The organism is Rudaea sp. (genome assembly GCF_057139185.1).
Genome location: NZ_DBNHDN010000012.1, coordinates 129768 through 145330, shown reverse-complemented (window position 1 = coordinate 145330; position 15563 = coordinate 129768). Strand labels below are relative to the sequence as shown.

16 protein-coding genes and 1 tRNA gene are annotated in these 15563 nt (G+C 67.8%); 4 read left to right on the top strand and 13 right to left on the bottom strand.

All coding sequences use genetic code 11. The features are described 5' to 3' along the window. Nucleotides 1-506 precede the first annotated feature (506 nt). The 6 genes from AC16HO_RS04925 to folC all read right to left on the bottom strand — a co-directional run bounded on the left by AC16HO_RS04925 (nucleotide 507) and on the right by folC (nucleotide 7330). The gene (locus tag AC16HO_RS04925) at nucleotides 507-1661 is read right to left on the bottom strand and encodes a hypothetical protein (protein WP_484335309.1); all 1155 of its coding nucleotides are present in this window, start codon (nucleotides 1659-1661) and stop codon (nucleotides 507-509) included. Between the two features lie 32 nt (nucleotides 1662-1693). Further along, nucleotides 1694-2494: a ferritin-like domain-containing protein gene (locus AC16HO_RS04920; protein ID WP_395641871.1), complete on the bottom strand. Its 801-nt coding sequence runs from the start codon at nucleotides 2492-2494 to the stop codon at nucleotides 1694-1696. A gap of 114 nt (nucleotides 2495-2608) precedes the next feature. Beyond that, entirely contained in the window at nucleotides 2609-4087 is a 1479-nt protein-coding gene (purF, locus tag AC16HO_RS04915) for an amidophosphoribosyltransferase (RefSeq protein ID WP_395641870.1), read from the bottom strand. Between the two features lie 202 nt (nucleotides 4088-4289). Further along, nucleotides 4290-4835, bottom strand: coding sequence for a CvpA family protein (locus tag AC16HO_RS04910; RefSeq protein ID WP_395641869.1), 546 nt, complete (start codon nucleotides 4833-4835; stop codon nucleotides 4290-4292). A gap of 16 nt (nucleotides 4836-4851) precedes the next feature. Continuing rightward, on the bottom strand, nucleotides 4852-5883 hold the full coding sequence (locus AC16HO_RS04905) for an SPOR domain-containing protein (RefSeq protein WP_395641868.1): 1032 nt from the start codon (nucleotides 5881-5883) through the stop codon (nucleotides 4852-4854). Nucleotides 5884-6019: 136 nt separating this feature from the next. Then, nucleotides 6020-7330: a bifunctional tetrahydrofolate synthase/dihydrofolate synthase gene (gene folC, locus AC16HO_RS04900; RefSeq protein WP_395641867.1), complete on the bottom strand. Its 1311-nt coding sequence runs from the start codon at nucleotides 7328-7330 to the stop codon at nucleotides 6020-6022. 34 nt (nucleotides 7331-7364) lie between these two features. On the opposite strand from folC, the gene tilS reads away from it, so the two are divergent. Genes tilS through ispA form a run of 3 tightly spaced genes read left to right on the top strand, consistent with a single transcriptional unit; the run spans nucleotide 7365 to nucleotide 9889 of the window. Continuing rightward, the gene (gene tilS / locus AC16HO_RS04895) at nucleotides 7365-8666 is read left to right on the top strand and encodes a tRNA lysidine(34) synthetase TilS (protein WP_395641866.1); all 1302 of its coding nucleotides are present in this window, start codon (nucleotides 7365-7367) and stop codon (nucleotides 8664-8666) included. Between the two features lie 52 nt (nucleotides 8667-8718). Continuing rightward, nucleotides 8719-8970 carry an exodeoxyribonuclease VII small subunit gene (locus AC16HO_RS04890; RefSeq protein WP_395641865.1) on the top strand — a complete coding sequence of 84 codons (252 nt, stop codon included), beginning with the start codon at nucleotides 8719-8721 and terminating at the stop codon, nucleotides 8968-8970. 10 nt (nucleotides 8971-8980) lie between these two features. Continuing rightward, nucleotides 8981-9889, top strand: a complete 909-nt coding sequence (gene ispA / locus AC16HO_RS04885) for a (2E,6E)-farnesyl diphosphate synthase (RefSeq protein ID WP_395641864.1) — start codon at nucleotides 8981-8983, stop codon at nucleotides 9887-9889. Between the two features lie 58 nt (nucleotides 9890-9947). Here the strand turns inward: ispA and AC16HO_RS04880 are convergent, their stop codons facing one another. Both AC16HO_RS04880 and pmbA read right to left on the bottom strand, forming a co-directional pair. Continuing rightward, nucleotides 9948-10406, bottom strand: coding sequence for a DUF4870 domain-containing protein (locus tag AC16HO_RS04880; RefSeq protein ID WP_395641863.1), 459 nt, complete (start codon nucleotides 10404-10406; stop codon nucleotides 9948-9950). Nucleotides 10407-10518: 112 nt separating this feature from the next. After that, entirely contained in the window at nucleotides 10519-11886 is a 1368-nt protein-coding gene (gene pmbA / locus AC16HO_RS04875; RefSeq protein ID WP_395641862.1) for a metalloprotease PmbA, read from the bottom strand. A gap of 92 nt (nucleotides 11887-11978) precedes the next feature. On the opposite strand from pmbA, the gene yjgA reads away from it, so the two are divergent. After that, nucleotides 11979-12479, top strand: coding sequence for a ribosome biogenesis factor YjgA (gene yjgA, locus AC16HO_RS04870; RefSeq protein WP_484335308.1), 501 nt, complete (start codon nucleotides 11979-11981; stop codon nucleotides 12477-12479). Nucleotides 12480-12518: 39 nt separating this feature from the next. On the opposite strand, the gene AC16HO_RS04865 is transcribed toward yjgA, so the two are convergent. The 5 genes from AC16HO_RS04865 to pilV form a co-directional block, all read right to left on the bottom strand. Continuing rightward, nucleotides 12519-12594 (bottom strand) — tRNA-Thr (locus AC16HO_RS04865). 77 nt (nucleotides 12595-12671) lie between these two features. Then, nucleotides 12672-13088 (bottom strand): type IV pilin protein, encoded by a 417-nt coding sequence (locus tag AC16HO_RS04860; RefSeq protein WP_395641860.1) that lies wholly within the window; start codon nucleotides 13086-13088, stop codon nucleotides 12672-12674. Nucleotides 13089-13101: 13 nt separating this feature from the next. After that, the gene (locus AC16HO_RS04855) at nucleotides 13102-13677 is read right to left on the bottom strand and encodes a pilus assembly PilX family protein (protein ID WP_395641859.1); all 576 of its coding nucleotides are present in this window, start codon (nucleotides 13675-13677) and stop codon (nucleotides 13102-13104) included. After that, nucleotides 13674-14930 carry a PilW family protein gene (locus AC16HO_RS04850; RefSeq protein ID WP_395641858.1) on the bottom strand — a complete coding sequence of 419 codons (1257 nt, stop codon included), beginning with the start codon at nucleotides 14928-14930 and terminating at the stop codon, nucleotides 13674-13676. Before AC16HO_RS04850 ends, AC16HO_RS04855 begins: the two co-directional genes overlap by 4 nt. Continuing rightward, nucleotides 14927-15430: a type IV pilus modification protein PilV gene (gene pilV, locus AC16HO_RS04845; RefSeq protein WP_395641857.1), complete on the bottom strand. Its 504-nt coding sequence runs from the start codon at nucleotides 15428-15430 to the stop codon at nucleotides 14927-14929. The genes AC16HO_RS04850 and pilV overlap by 4 nt, the downstream gene beginning before the upstream one ends. Nucleotides 15431-15563: the final 133 nt, after the last annotated feature.

Sequence of the window (15563 nt, the reverse complement as noted above, 5' to 3'; positions counted from 1 at the left end):
AACTTCCGTATGCACATTCTCGTGCCACGCGCGCAGCCAGTCGCCAGGCGAGACGAACGGCACATAGTGACCGAGCAGGAACCAGACTTTGGGCTTCACCGCCCAGGCCGACCAGGCGTCCCATGGATACAGCGGACGCAACCAGATTTCGCGAGCAACGATCCAGCCCCGGAACACGAGCGAAGCAATCAGTATGCCCAGAGGTACATGCATCCAACGCGCGATCGAGGCGGAAGGTAGCGGAGCCGCCGCCATTCTGCGACGCCAGGCAACCGGCGCGGCGAAAATCAGCACCAAGAGCAGGCATCCGCCGGCGTACTTCCAGGCCTGCGTCGTCTCCGTGCGCGCCACGACGGAAGTAGCCATCCCCGTCAGCAACATGCCGAGAAAGAATCCATAACCGGTTGCGCCGATTTTCCAGCCGGCGACCCGCTGCGGATTGAATGCGAGATACACCGCAACACCTGCCGACAACGGCAGGAGCCATGCGCCTGGATAGACCCAATTCAAGGCGCCCTCCCGTCGACCCGGAATATGCGCAGCCCCTTGCTCGCATACAACGGCTCGACGGAAATTCCAGTCGTGTCGTTGCCGAGCCGCCGGGAATTCTCGTCGTACTTCCACTCGCTGTCGAACACCGCAATCAGCGCGTCCCGTGGCAGCGGCGTTGCCGGTGCCTCACTCAGCGCCAACTGCAACGGAGCCACATTCAGCGGCAGCAGGAAGTAGATCATGCGCAGCATCGTATACGGCGAGTCGGCATGCACCAGCACGCGTCCGGCATGCATTTCGGCTGCGATTCCGGCGATTTGCCGCGTCGCCGCGAGAGTCGCCTCGTCCGGCTGCAGGGCAACCCTCTCGGCCCACGGCCTGCCCGCGTAGACTTCCTCGGTCACCGCATGCTTTGCAAGCAGATCGTCGAGCCAGCGCAGATCGAGAAGCAGCCAGACGATCGCGGCGGCGACGATGGCCACCCGGGCGAGACGTCGCCGTGGCCAGCGCAACGCGATCCACGACACCGCGAGCGACAACCCGACGCCGAGCACGAGGACCGGCTGCATCCACGACGGCGAGGACGTCGCAATCTGCGGACCGAGGGCGCTGATCGAGTACAGCGCCCACGGCCGGTAGCCAAACCAGTCGCTGCGAAGACGTGGCAGTACGTCGCTCCACGACGATGACTGCAGCTGCACCTGCTCTATGCGAAATGGTTTGAATACCGCAGCCACGCTGGGCGGTACCAACTGCCCTCCCGCGTACTGCGCAAAGCCCAACTCGGTGATTTCACCACGCCACTCCGCGAACCTGGAGAGATCGACTGCGATCTCGCCTTTGCCCGGCGTGGGCAACGAAATGGTTTGTACATCTTGCGGGCTGTCGCTGCGGCGGAATACGAGAGCAAGCTCGAGGGTGTGGGGAAAGCCGACGATACGGTAACGCAATATCGGATATTGCTCGGCGCGGACGCGCGCCAGGCTTTCCGTCTGCAGCCCCATGCCATTGCTGTCGAAAGCTCGCACGAGCAGCCCCTGCGGTTCAGTCGAGGCCTCTCCGAACTGGACGTGGAATTCACGCGGCGATACCGACAGACGCGCGGCGGCCGTCCACGGCGCACTCCAGGGCACATCTGCCGCCCACGCAAACAAGGCCAACCAGATCACGAACAGGATCGGAAGCAGGACGAGGCGTCGGATCATGCTGCGAATTGTGTCATCAGGCGGTTAATTTCATGTTCGCTGAAGCCCGCGGCGCGACGTGCCATTTCATTGAATGGCGGCTTCAACGCGGAGCGCGCATATTGCGCGACCAGGTGCTCGAACATTGCCTGCGCGTCGCCCCCGGAACGCGTGCAACACCAGGCGAACCAGCGCGAACCCGCAGCGACGTGAGCGATCTCCTCGCGCAGGATGACATCGAGGATTGCGATGGTTCGTGTGTCGCCGACCTCGCGCAAACGCACGATCATGCCCGGCGTCACGTCGAGCCCGCGCGCCTCGAGCACGCGCGGCACGAGCGCCATGCGCTCGAGGCAGGAATTGGACGTCTTTACCGCCATTTCCCAAAGGCCGTTGTGCGCATCGAAATCGCCGTAGGCATGACCCAATTCGGCCAGCCGCGCCGACAGCATCTGAAAATGGCGTGTTTCGTCAGCGGCCACCCGCGCCCAGTCGCGGTAGTACTCGTGTGGCATGTCGCGAAAGCGATAGACCGCGTCCCAGGCCAGGTCGATCGCGTTGAACTCGATGTGCGCGACCGCGTGCACGAGTGCGGCGCGGCCCTCGGCGCTGCCCAGCCCGCGTCGCGGCAATTCACGCGGATGGACGAGGCGTGGCCGCGGCGGTCGGCCCGGTTGCGCAATCGGATCGGGTTTGTCCCGCGATTCGATCGCGACGTCGCCACCGGCAATCCGCGCCGCGGCCTCGGCGCTGCGCGCAAGCTTGTCTTCGACACTCGTTGCGGCGATGCAGGCTTGCGCCAGCGAAAAAACGTCCATATCGGCACATCCACCCGAACAGTTGGTTCACGCGCAAGTGCGAAGACGAAAAGGCGGGGATTCGTCCCGTTTCTTCGCGTCCGCGCGCGAACCAGTTTTCCCTGTACGACGATTCTACGACACGTGGCGCCGCTGTGCCTTGTTTTCGTCCGCGCGCGCGAACTCGAGTTCACGCAGGTAGGTGCCGTCGACCCCGGTGACGTATTCGCCGGAGAAACACGAAGTGTCGAAATGCCGCAGATCCTCGTTGCCGTCGGCGACCGCGGCGATCAGGTCCTCCAGGTCCTGGTAGACCAGCCAGTCCGCGCCGATGAACTGCTGCACCTCTTCCTCGGTGCGACCGTGTGCGACCAGTTCGGCGGCGGCCGGCATGTCGATGCCGTAGATGTTGGCGAAGCGTACCGGCGGCGCGGCCGAGGCGAAATAGACCTGGCGCGCGCCCGCGTCGCGTGCCATCTGCACGATCTGCTTCGAGGTCGTGCCGCGCACGATCGAGTCGTCGACGAGCAGCACGTTTTTCTTGCGGAATTCCAGTTGCACCGGATTGAGCTTGCGCCGCACCGATTTCACGCGCTCGCTCTGCCCCGGCATGATGAAGGTACGGCCGATGTAGCGATTCTTGACGAAGCCCTCGCGCATCGGCACGCCGAGCGCCTGGGCGAGCGAACTGGCCGCCGTGCGCGAGGTGTCGGGAATCGGGATCACCGCATCGACGTGGTGATCGGGCCGCAGGCGCTTGATCTTCTCCGCGAGGCGTTCGCCCATGCGCAGGCGCGCCTTGTACACCGACACGTCCTCGATCATCGAATCCGGACGCGCGAGGTAGACGTACTCGAAAATGCACGGCGCATGCAGCGCGCCTTCCGCGCACTGCCGGCTGAACAACTTGCCGTCGGCGGTCAGCAGCACGGCCTCGCCCGGCGCGACGTCGCGCACGAGGCGGAAACCGAGGATGTCCATCGCGACCGACTCGCTTGCCACCATGTATTCGCGCCCTTCCGCCGTCTCGCGCTCGCCGAGCACGAGCGGGCGGATGCCGTGCGGATCGCGGAACGCGACCACGCCGTAGCCGAGCACGAGCGCGACCACTGCGTAGCCTCCGCGCACGCGCGCGTGCACGCCGGCGACCGCCTTGAAGATATGGTCGGGAGTCAGCGCATGCCGTTCCTGGATCTGCAACTCGTGGGCGAAGATGTTGAGCAGCACTTCCGAATCGGATTCGGTGTTGATGTGGCGGCGGTCCTCCTCGTACATCTGCCGGCGCAATTCGTCCGTGTTGATCAGATTGCCGTTGTGACCGAGCGCGATGCCGTACGGCGAGTTGACGTAAAACGGCTGCGCCTCGGCAGCGGCTTCCGAGCCCGCGGTCGGATAGCGGCAGTGGCCGATGCCGATGTTGCCGCGCAACTTGAGCATGCTGTCGCGGCCGAACACGTCGTTGACCAGGCCCGCGCCCTTGTGCAGGCGCAGCTTGTCGCGCTCGATCGTGGCGATGCCGGCCGCGTCCTGGCCGCGGTGCTGGAGCACGGTCAAGCCGTCATAGAGCGCCGAAGCGACTTCGGATTTGCCGACGATACCGATGATTCCGCACATAAGGTTTTACTGGCGTGAAGGCGAAAGATCAAAAGGGTTTGACACGGATTTGCGCGGAACAACACGGACAAGAGCGGATCAGACAGAACAACCGAACAAAACGACGTTCGTCGCAGCGCAATTCTACCCGCTTGCGCACCTATCTTTCTCGTCGATTTCGATCTATCGCCTCTTATCCGCGTTTTATCCGCCCTGATCGATGTCAAATTTTCTTTTGCTCCTGATTCGGCGATGGCGAAGGCAGCGCCTGCGGCAGCAATCCGCGCAGGTCGAGATACTTCGTCGCCTCGGCCGGCATGTGCGCGGAGGCCCATTGCGCGGCCTGCTGGAAGCTCGGCAGCAGACGCGACTGGTGCCACCACGGATCGCGCGGGAACGGGGTGAAGCCGAGCAGCAGCACCACCAGCGTCACCAGTGCGAGGCCGCGCGCGAGGCCGAACACCGCACCGAGCAGGCGATCGGTGCCGCTCAAACCACTGCCCGCGATCAGCTTGCGCAGGAAAAAACCGACGATCGCGCCCGCGATCAGCACGGCGACGAAACACAGCGCATAACCGAGCACGATGCGCGCCGACGGCAGGCTGACCGCGCTCAATGCCCCCGCGACCTGCGGGCCCAGCGTCCAGGCGACCCACAGCGCGACGACCCACACGGCGAGCGCAAGCACCTCGCCGATGAAACCGCGCCACAGCCCCATCAGCACGGACAGAGCCAGTGCGGCGACGATGACGTAATCGGCCCAATTCATCGCGGAGCCGGAACTTTCACGGTTGCGTCTTGACGATCGCCGTCACCTGGAACTTCTGCTTCAACGCCGCCACGGCGGCGTCGGCGCCGCCGCGGTCGGCATACGGACCGGCGCGCACCTTCCAGAATGTCGTCTCGCCGTCGCTGGACTTCTCGACGTAGGCAGCGACGCCACCGTTGCGCAGCCGGTCGCGCAGCTTGTTCGCCTCGTCCTCGGCCTTGAACGCGCCGGCCTGGACCACGTAGGCACCGGCACGATTCGCCGGCAGGTTCGGCGCAGGCGATGCCGGTTCCGCCGCGACCAGCTTCGCCGCCGCGGGTTTCGCCTCGCCCGCCACGGCCTTGTCCGCCGGTTTGTCGGACGGCCTGTCCGGATCCGCGGTCTGCACGATGCCACTCGGCAGCTTCGCGTCGGCCTGCTTGATCTTCAGGCGCACGTTCTCGGCCGATGCGCGTTCGGCATAGGGGCCGACGCGCACGCGCTGCGCGGGCTTGCCCTGATATTCCGTCGCCTCGGCGAACGCCGGATAGCCGAGCTTCTTCATCTTGTCGACGAGCGCGCCGGCATGGCCCGCATCGGCATAGACGCCGAGGTTGACGAGGAAGCGCCCGGCCATCGGCACCGCCGGCGCGGGCGGCGGCGCCGACATGGAAGTCGAAGCCGGGGCCGCAGTCGCCGGCGGCGTCACCGGCGCGGTCGCGACCGCCGGCTTCGCCGCAGGCGTGGAGCGGGGCGCGCTGTCCGGCGCCTCGAAGCTTGCCGGCGCGCCGGTATCGACCGTGGCGAGCTTGTCGCCGGACGCGGGCGCGGCCGTTGCGGCCTGCGGCACGCCAGGCGCCGGAGCCGACGTTGCCTCCGGCTTGGGCGGCTCCACACTCAGATTGCGTGTTTCGAAATTGCGCTCGGGCGCCGGCGGGATGCTGAGACTCTGCGTGGTCGTGGTCGCGAGCTTCGGCGGCGTGCCGGAAAAGAACATCGGCACGAAGACGATCGCCAGCGCGATCAGCACGGCCGCGCCGAGCAGACGTTGTTTCAGGGCAGAATCCATACGTTGTCTCCATCGATCTTCCCGACCGAAACCAGACCGGCCATCCGGGCCGGGCTTCTAAAAACAAGATCAGACATTGTCCGATTATAGCCGCGCCCTGCGCGCAAGCCGCGCCTACCCGGCCGCACCGTTCACCTCAGGTTGCGGCGGCGAACCCATGTCGCGTCGCCCACGCCAACGCGGGCGCCGCGACATGGAACGAGCCGAAAGCGATGACGCGGTCACGCGCGCCCGCCGCGGCGAAGGCGGCATCGAGCGCCTGGTCGACATCGACGCGGACCTCGCAACGCGGCGCCAATGCGGCCTTCGCCATGCGCGCGACGAGATCGGCCGCGGCGAGACCGCGCGGAGATTCCGCATCGAGCCCGCCGACGAACCAGCGCCCGATGTGCGCGGCAAGCGGCGTGACGATGCCGGCGATGTCCTTGTCGGCAAGCGCGCCGAACACAGCCAGCGTGCGGCCCTGCGTCGACGTCTGCTCGAGCCAGCTTGCCAGCACCTGCGCCGCCTGCGGGTTGTGTGCGACGTCGATCACGAGCTCGGCCACGCCGACCTTGGCGAAGCGCTGCAGGCGCGCAGCCACGCGCGCGGCACGCACGCCCGCCGTCAAGGCAGCGTCGCCGATTTCGACGCGCGCGCGCAGCGCATGCAACGCGGCGATCGCCGCCGCCGCATTCGCCCGCTGCACCGGCGCCGCGAGTACCGGATCGGGCAGCGCGACTTCGCGTTCGCCGGCAGACCAGCGCCAGCCGGGTTTCGCGGACCCGAAACGATAGTCGCAGCCCGCACGGAAAACCGTCGCCCCGATGGCACGCGCGCTTTGTTCCAGCGCGACGGACGCGGACGCGTCGCCGATGATCGCCGGCCGGCCGCCGCGGAATATGCCGGCCTTCTCGCGCGCGATCTGTTCGCGGTCGTCGCCGAGCCAGTCCTGGTGGTCGAGATCGATCGTGGTCACGATCGCCGCATCGGCATCGACGATGTTGACCGCGTCGAGCCTGCCGCCGAGGCCGACTTCGAGCACCGCGACATCGAGTTTACTTTGCGCAAAAATCCACAATGCGGCCAACGTGCCGAACTCGAAATAGGTCAACGTGACCGGCTGATCCGGCTGCGCCATGCGCGCCGCCTCGATGCGTTCGAACGCGTCGACCAATACCGCATCGTCCACCTCGGCAGCGGCGATGCGTACGCGCTCGTTGTAGCGCAGCAGATGCGGCGAGGTGTAACAGCCGACGCGCTTGCCCGCCGCGGCGAGCATCGCCTCGAGGAACGCGACGGTCGAGCCCTTGCCGTTGGTGCCGCCAACCGTGATCACGACCGGCGCGACCGGCGGCGCGCCCATGCGCGCCCACACCGCGCGCACGCGCGCCAGGCCCAGATCGACGCCGAGCGCGTGCACGCCCTGCTGGTAGGCCAGCCATTCTTCGAGAGTGCGTGGAGTCATTGCAAATTGGTTCCGTCTCTGGCGTGATGCCGGCATGCCGCACGCGTCCGTCAACGCCCATCTGGACAACGCCATCGCCGCGTTGCCGCCCGGTGCGCTGGCGGTCGGCTACAGCGGCGGCGCGGATTCTAGCGTGTTGCTGCATGCGCTCGCGCGCAGTCCGCGCGCGCGCGCGCGGGGGCTGCGCGCGATCCACGTCGATCACGGCCTGCACGCGGACAGCGCAGCGTGGTCGGCGCATTGCCGCGAGGCAGCGGCGGAGCTCGACATCGCGATTGATATCGTCCGCGTCGAGGTCGATCGCGACGGCGGCGGCGGGCTCGAGGACGCCGCGCGCGGTGCCCGCAGGGCGGCGTTCGAACGCTTGCTGCGCCCCGGCGAGATCCTCGCGCTCGCCCATCACCGTGACGATCAGGCGGAAACCGTGTTACTGAAGCTGCTGCGCGGCGCCGGCCCGGAAGGCCTCGCCGCGATGCGTGGTCTGCGCACGTTTGCCGCGGGATACCTGTGGCGGCCACTGCTCGGGCTGCCGCGCTCGACGCTGCGAGCCTATGCCGGCGAACACGGCCTGCGCTGGCTCGACGACCCGAGCAACGCCGACACGAGGCTGCGCCGCAATTTCCTGCGCTGCGAGATTCTGCCGCGCCTGCGCGCACGCTGGCCCGCGGCGGAGGTCGCGCTCGCGCACAGCGCGGCCTGGGCGGGCCATGCGGCCGATTTCATCGATGCGGAAGCACGCACCGCGCTGATCCGCCTGCACGGGTCGGATCCGGCAACACTCGTCTGGCGCGGGTGGCTGGCGTTGCCCGCTGCGCTTCGCGGTCCGGTATTGCGCCTGTGGTTGCGCGAATTGCGCCTGGCCGAACCCGCGCATTTCCATGTCGACGAACTCGAGCGCCAGTTGCACGGCGCCGGCGACGACCGCCTGCCCTGCGTGCGCTTCGCCGACACCGAGTTGCGCCGCTACCGCGACCTGCTTTACGCGCTGCACCCGCTGCCGGCACTGCCCGCCGATTGGGAAGCCGCCTGGGACGGCGGCGCCGCCCTGGGGTTGCCTGGCGGCGGCACGCTTGAACTGTCGCCGCCGCAGAAGCTCGAACCGCCGCTGCTCGTGCGCTACCGGCGCGGCGGCGAACGCATCCGGCCCGCAGGGGCGGCGCATACGCGCGAACTGCGTCTGCTGCTGCAGGAGGCCGGCGTGCCGCCGTGGCTGCGCGGGCGCATCCCGCTGGTCTTCCGCGCCGGTGAATTGATCGCGGTCGGCAACCTGTGTTTCGCCGCTGCCGCGGCGGGTCCGCGCATGCGGATCCGCTTCGATCCCCTCGCCCGCCGATAGCGCGCCGCGATGTGCATTGATTCCGCAACGCGCTTGGGTTAGCGTGCACGGCATGCCGCAGACTGCCGCCGAGCCCAACAAGATCGCCGAATTCGAAGCCTCGCTGGACGAACTGGAGAAACTCGTCGCGCGCATGGAGGGCGGCGAGATGAGTCTCGACGAATCGCTGCAGTCGTTCGAGCGCGGCATCGCGCTGTACCGCAACTGTCAGGGCGCGCTCGACGAGGCGCAGCTGCGCGTCAGGCTGCTGCGCGATCCGGCGGCGCCCGGAACGGCAGAAGACTTCGACCCGCAAACGCCGTAAGCGCCGCACCTTGTCCACCGACTCCACCCGTGCCGCCACCGCGGCCTTGCAGCAATGGGGCGCGCGTGCCGACGCGGCGCTCGCCCGCGCCTTGCCGCCCGAGGATGCGCCGCCGCCGGAACTGCACCGCGCAATGCGCTATGCCGTGCTCGGCGGCGGCAAGCGCCTGCGCCCCGTACTCGTCTACGCGACCGGCACCGCTTTCGGCGCGTCCGCCGAGGCGCTCGATTCCTCGGCCTGCGCGGTCGAAATCATCCATGCCTATTCGCTGGTACACGACGACCTGCCGGCGATGGACGATGACGACCTGCGCCGCGGCCGCGCCACCTGCCATGTCGTGTTCGGCGAAGCGATGGCGATCCTCGCCGGCGATGCGCTGCAGGCACTGGCGTTCGAGGTGCTCGCCGACGACACGCGCCTGCGGGACAATCCGCGCAACCAGGTCGAGATGCTGCGCACGCTCGCCGCCGCCTGCGGCGCGCACGGCATGGCCGGCGGCCAGGCGTTCGACCTTGCCGCGGTCGGCAAGGCGCTGACGCCGGACGAACTGGAGCGCATGCACGTATACAAAACCGGGGCGCTGATCCGCGCCTCGGTCCGCCTCGGCGCGCTCGCCGCCGGCTGCCGCGACGCGGAAACGCTCGCTTCCCTCGAGCGCTATGGCCACGCGATCGGTCTCGCCTTCCAGATCCGCGACGACATCCTCGACGTCGAAGGCAATGCCTCGACCATCGGCAAGACCGCGGGCAAGGATGCCGCCGACAACAAACCGACCTATCCCGCCATCCTCGGCATGGACGGCGCGCGCAGACAGCTCGACACGCTCACCCGACGCGCGCTCGATGCGGTCGCGCCGCTCGGCGACGGATTCGCCGCGCTCGCCGCGCTCGCGCGCTTCGTCGCCGAACGCCACGCGTAGCGGTCTGCGCTGACGCATCGATTTGCCGCGCGCGTTGTCGCGCGCGCGGCGCGGCGGGTTACTTGATCAAGCGCAGGCTGACCGGATAGCGGTAGGCGACACCTTCGTTCGCCTTGACCGCGGCGATGATCGTCAGCACGAGCCAGGCCACGCCGACGACGACGCCTACCGGAATCGCGAGGAGCAAGCCGAGGCCGAGGGTAATGATGCTGAGCACCAGCAGCGCCAGACCGATGATCGCGAGCGTGATGTTGAAATTGAGCGCCTCCTTGGCCTGATCATCGACGAACGGCAGCGTGTCCTTCTTGATCAGCCAGATCACGAGCGGGCCGATGAAGCAACCCCAGGCGAACATGTGCCCGGTCACGATGGCGCCGAGCAGTGCGGACAGATGCGCGAACATCGCCCACTGCCTTTCTTCCGCGCCCGGCATGCCGGGAGGCGCCGGCGGCGGCGTGACGGCGTCGCTCGATGCAGAACCATTGCCCGACGGGGCCTCGTTCGGCGGAACGCTCATGCGCATCTCCTGCGTGATTGGGGACGAGGCCAGTTTCCTGCGGACGCGCGCGTTCGGCAAGCGCCGGAGGTCATGCTTGAATCCATGAGACCGCACCACATTTGCGTGGCGTTCATTGGCCGGCGATCGTCATGCGCTCGACCAGGATCGAGCCGGTCAGGATGTGCGAGCGCGGATCGACGTCGGCGCCGATCGCGGCGATGCCGGCGAACATGTCGCGCAGGTTCGATGCGATGGTGATGCCCTCGACCGGATAGGCGATCGCGCCATTCTCGACCCAGAAGCCCGAAGCGCCACGCGAATAGTCGCCGGTGACGATGGTCACACCCTGCCCCATCACCTCGGTGACGAGCAGGCCGGTGCCGAGCATCGACAGCATCGCCGCGAAATCGCCAGCGCCGGTGGTGACGATGAGGTTGTGGATGCCGCCGGCGTTGCCGGTCGATTCGAGGCCGAGCTTGCGCGCGGAGTAACTGCCGAGCACGTATCTTTCGAGCACACCCGCGCTGACCAGGGGGCGTTCGGCCGTCGCCACGCCTTCGGCGTCGAAGTTGCCGGAGGCTTGCCCACGAGTGAGGTGCGGCTTCTCGATGATGTCGACGAAGGACGGAAGTATATTTTTCCCCGCGTGATCGAGGAGAAAACTGGCCTTGCGATAGAGCGCGCCGCCCGACACTGCCGAAACCAGATGGCCGATCAGACCGCGCGCCACCTCGGGCGCGAACAGCACGGGCGAGGCGCGCGTCGACAGCTCGCGCGCGTTCAGGCGCGCGAGCGTGCGCTCTGCCGCCTTGCGCCCGATCGCGGCCGGATCGCCGAAATCGCCGGCCGCACGCACCGATTCGTACCAGTAGTCGCGCTGCATGCCCGTCTCGTCGCCGGCGATCATCGCGCACGACAACATGTGTCGCGTGCCACGCTCGCGGCCTATGAATCCGGCGGACGTCGCCAGCACCGACAACGACGCGCCGGCCTGTACCGATGCGCCTTCGGAGTTCGTGATGCCGGCGTGGCTGCGCCCGGCATCCTCAATCTCGATACCCAGACGGATCGCATCCGCAGCATCGATGCTCCACGGATGCCAAAGATCGAGGTCGGCAAATTCGCGCGCGAGCCGCGCCGGATCGGCCAATCCCGCGCAGGGATCCTCCTCGGTGTACTTCGCGATCGCGCAGGCCTGCTCGATCGTCTTCGCGATCGAATCGGCGGCAAGATCGGCGGTGCTTGCCGAACCCTTGCGCTTGCCGAAATACACGGTCAGACCAAAACCACGGTCACGCGAATGCTCGACCGTCTCCACCTCGCCGAGGCGCACGCCGACATTGAGGCCGGAATCGATGCTCGCGCCAACCTCGACTTCGCTGGCGCCGGCGGCACGGCAGCGCCGGATCACGTCCTCGGCCAGATCGGCGAGGCGGTCGAGCTGGGCAACGCTGTCGTCCACCAGCGCGGCAGGGGAATCGGAAATGACCTGGTTCACTCGGCGGTTCCTCGGTGCGATCGGCTATTATCGGCGATATGCCGACCGGTGAACACGAACTCAATACCGCAGCGCCCGAACCGGGCGAGGCCATGCCCAGCCGCAGCCAACTGCGGCGCGAAGCGCTGGACGTGCTCAAGCTCGCGCACACCCTGGTCGATCTCAGCGATGCCCAGCTCGCCCACGTCCCGCTCGCCGCCGATCTGCTCGACGAGGTGCGCCGCGCGCGCGCCGTGACGCAGCAGATCGCACGCAAGCGTCAAACCCAGTTTCTCGCCAAGCAGATGCGCAAGCTCGACGAGGCAGATGTCGAGGCGATCCGCGCCACGCTCGAGCACGACCGCGACAACATCCGCCGCGAAGCCGCCGCCCTGCATCGCGTCGAGCAGTGGCGCGACCGCCTGCTCGAAGGCGACGACGAAACGCTCAACGAATTCATCGCCCACCACCCGCTCGCCGATCGCCAGCGCTTGCGCGCGCTCGCGCGCCAGGCGCGCGGCGAACGCGAACGCAACAAGCCGCCGCACGCGGCACGCGAGTTGTTCCGCGCGCTGCGCGAGGTGATCGGCGGAAAAGAAGACGGACAGGGATGAAAAAAGAAAGGCGGCCGCAGGCCGCCTTGGATGTATCGATGGTGCCGGAGAAGGGAATCGAACCCCCGACCTACGCATTACGAATGCGCCGCTCTACCAACTGAGCTACTCCGGCACGGAGCCGCGCATTTTAGCCGCGAACGCCAGACATCACAAGGCCTGGCGGCCGAGCGGATCAACCGGCCCGCGCGTTCAACCACATTCCTCTGCCGGGCCTCCGGAAGCCGACGCCAGGCCGGTCGAATCCAGGATCAGGTCACCGCACGAATCCGCGGCCTGGGCGTGTTGCGGGCTGACGACGATGCGAACCGTCTGCGCGTTGGCGCCGAGATCCACGCGGGACAGCGCGTAGTAGCCGCCCGGCTGCGACATGGTTGGCAGCGCGAGGCCGTTCGTCCCCACGTCTGCGGTATAGCGGTTGAAGCCGGCATGATGCCGTTCCTCGCTCATCATCAACATGTGCAGGAAAGCCTTGCCTTCCGCACGCCGGGCCTTGCGCACTGCCGTCTGGTACGACGGTAACGCAATCATCGCGATGATTGCCAGAACGGCGAGCACAACGACAAGTTCGATCAGACTGAAGCCGGAACAATCGGAGTGCTTGCGCATGCTGCCTCCCTGGTCAGCCCGGCGCCGCGGCCGTCGCGGCCACGGCATATACGCTTTCGACGACTCGCGAAAAATCCTCGCTGGCGCCGACGCCCCGGGCGGTGATCCGGAACAGGCGCTGCGGCGATGACGCGGAACCGGCGGTCTTCGGCGCGTTGCCCAAATCCTCCACCACATACACGGGCGTGGCGGCAAGCTGCGCGGTCGCGTCAGCGTATCCGAGCCGGGCCAGGTCGATGCGAAACGGATTCGCCGCCGCCTGCGCTGCCGGCGTGCGCATGTACGCGACCGGATCGACCGGCGCACCGGCGTCGCGTACCGCGCAGCGTAGCGCGGCGCACACTGCCTCGGCGCCGGCCTGCGCGGCGACCCGCGCAATTTTCGCCCGCGCCTCGCTCATCGCGCTGTCCGCGGCGAGCTGCGCGAGTTGCGCACTGCGCGCGGCACCGACCATGCGATTCTCGAACACCGCGCTCTTCGCCATCGCCACCGCGAGCAGCGAGAGCACGAGCAGGATGATCGTCGATACGAACAGCACCGCACCGCGCTGCGTGCGCATCGACTCCCGCATGGCCGCGCGCGCGATCATGCGGCGAGTCCACGCAGGGCGACGACGGTGCGGAACTCGCGACGCAGCATCCGCCCCGACGGCAGGCCGGTAACCGGCATGGCCGCGGCGGGACGCAGCACCTTGTCGCCGTCGATCGAGTAGCGGTAATCCCAGGCGTCGGCCGCGGCCTCGGCGGGCAGGTCCTCGACCGTGTTCACGAGCAGCGAAATTTCGACTGCGTCGACGTCCTTCCACGAACACGGCTGCTCGGCGCCGGCCGGTCCGCATTGCAGCAGGCTGCCGTCGGCGGACACATGCCGGCTCAGCGCATCCGCATCCAGCCAGTGTGCGTTGCCGGCAGCGTCGGTCAGCGAATAACGCAGATCCAGGCGCTCGACGCCCTGCACGACTTCGTTGGCGACGCCGTTGATCCGCCGCATCAGCACGGCGATCTTGCGCCCGCGCACCTTGTCGTCCGCGGTCAACTGCAGGTACCAGGTCGAGGTCTGCAATTGCGCGTCGAGATCGAACAACCGCGTATGCGCATCCGCCACGGAACATTTCGGCGCGCCGAGACTGCCGACCACCGGCAACACCGCGTCGCCCTGCAGGCTGACCGGAAAAATCTGCGCCTGCGTGCAGCCCGCGAGCAGCGCCAGGTGCGCGGACTTGAGCCCGTCGAGCACGGCGTCGCCCGGCGTGCGGCGCAGGTTGAGCGCGGTGATCTGTCCATCCGTGTCGCAGACCTGGCTCGCGCCGCCCGCAGCCAGGCCGTCGCCGCGCAGATAGCGCACGCTGAGCACGTCGGTCCCCGGAAGCTTGTCGCCCGCGGCCAGACCCGCACCCGGCACGCCGGCGACCACGGGACTGCACGATTTCGCCGCGCAGCGGCTGCCGCCGACGAAAATGCCGCGGTCGAGCGGATACGGCACGCCGCCGGCAAGGTCGGCAGGAGCGCGCGCTTGCGCCGGCTGCCCGGCGATGTGGGCGGGCAGCGCGTCCGTGAACACCAGAGGGCTGACCTTCGAGCCACAAGCCAGGAGCCCCGCCGAGCGCAAATCGTCGGCGATGAGGCTCATCGCGATGCGGCCATTCTCCTGCAGTCGCGAGAGCGCGGCCTGCGTGGTGTTGACCTTGCCCGCCGCGGCAAACAGGATGTAGATGCCCTCGGCCACGAGCAGGCCGAGCACCAGCGCGATCATCAGTTCGACCAGCGAAAAACCACCCGCGCCATGCACGCGCGAATCGACGCACACGCCGGCAGCACGACGCTGCGCGAGCGCGCCGCTCACGGCTGGAACACCCACACCAGCGACTGCGGCGACGGCTCGCCGCCCTTCGCCAGCGCACGTTCGGACCAGTCGATCTCGATCCGGCAGACGCCATCGTAGACATCCGCAACCACGGCGCCCGCGGACGGATCGCACTTCAACCGCGCCTTCGCGTCGGGCAGCGCCACCGCGAGCGCGCGATCGAAACGGGCGAGATCGTCGCCCGCACGCGCCGCCGCGTTGCAGGCATGCATGCGGCAGTCGACGCCGGCCGCCGCGTTTCCGCGCGCACCATCGTAACTGCCCTGCGCCACCGCAGCCGGATTGACGTGCATCGACTCGACCAGCGCCTGCACCGCCAAGCCGACCTGCGTGCGCTGGTATGCGCCCTGGTTGATCTTCGCCGTGGTCGCCATCAGCCCGGCGAGGCCGAGCAGGCCGACGCTGCTGACCACGACCGAGACGAGCACCTCGATCAGGGTCGCGCCGCGCTGGCGCCGGGTTGTCAGAGCCATATTCATTGCGAACGAACCTGCGTCACCCTTCGCATCCAGGCACCGCCACGAACCGGCGTCGCCATCTTCACGACCACGAGAATACGCTGGCCCGGCAACAGGCGCGATGACTATCCATCACCGCGGCATGTAGGAGACC

Bases quoted from the DNA above. Each gene is read 5' to 3' on its own strand.
- AC16HO_RS04920 (WP_395641871.1), bottom strand. From the start codon at position 2,494: ATGGACGTTTTTTCGCTGGCGCAAGCCTGCATCGCCGCAACGAGTGTC.
- purF (WP_395641870.1), bottom strand. From the start codon at position 4,087: ATGTGCGGAATCATCGGTATCGTCGGCAAATCCGAAGTCGCTTCGGCG.
- AC16HO_RS04910 (WP_395641869.1), bottom strand. From the start codon at position 4,835: ATGAATTGGGCCGATTACGTCATCGTCGCCGCACTGGCTCTGTCCGTG.
- AC16HO_RS04905 (WP_395641868.1), bottom strand. From the start codon at position 5,883: ATGGATTCTGCCCTGAAACAACGTCTGCTCGGCGCGGCCGTGCTGATC.
- folC (WP_395641867.1), bottom strand. From the start codon at position 7,330: ATGACTCCACGCACTCTCGAAGAATGGCTGGCCTACCAGCAGGGCGTG.
- tilS (WP_395641866.1), top strand. From the start codon at position 7,365: ATGCCGCACGCGTCCGTCAACGCCCATCTGGACAACGCCATCGCCGCG.
- AC16HO_RS04890 (WP_395641865.1), top strand. From the start codon at position 8,719: ATGCCGCAGACTGCCGCCGAGCCCAACAAGATCGCCGAATTCGAAGCC.
- AC16HO_RS04880 (WP_395641863.1), bottom strand. From the start codon at position 10,406: ATGAGCGTTCCGCCGAACGAGGCCCCGTCGGGCAATGGTTCTGCATCG.
- yjgA (WP_484335308.1), top strand. From the start codon at position 11,979: ATGCCCAGCCGCAGCCAACTGCGGCGCGAAGCGCTGGACGTGCTCAAG.
- AC16HO_RS04860 (WP_395641860.1), bottom strand. From the start codon at position 13,088: ATGCGCAAGCACTCCGATTGTTCCGGCTTCAGTCTGATCGAACTTGTC.
- AC16HO_RS04855 (WP_395641859.1), bottom strand. From the start codon at position 13,677: ATGATCGCGCGCGCGGCCATGCGGGAGTCGATGCGCACGCAGCGCGGT.
- pilV (WP_395641857.1), bottom strand. From the start codon at position 15,430: ATGAATATGGCTCTGACAACCCGGCGCCAGCGCGGCGCGACCCTGATC.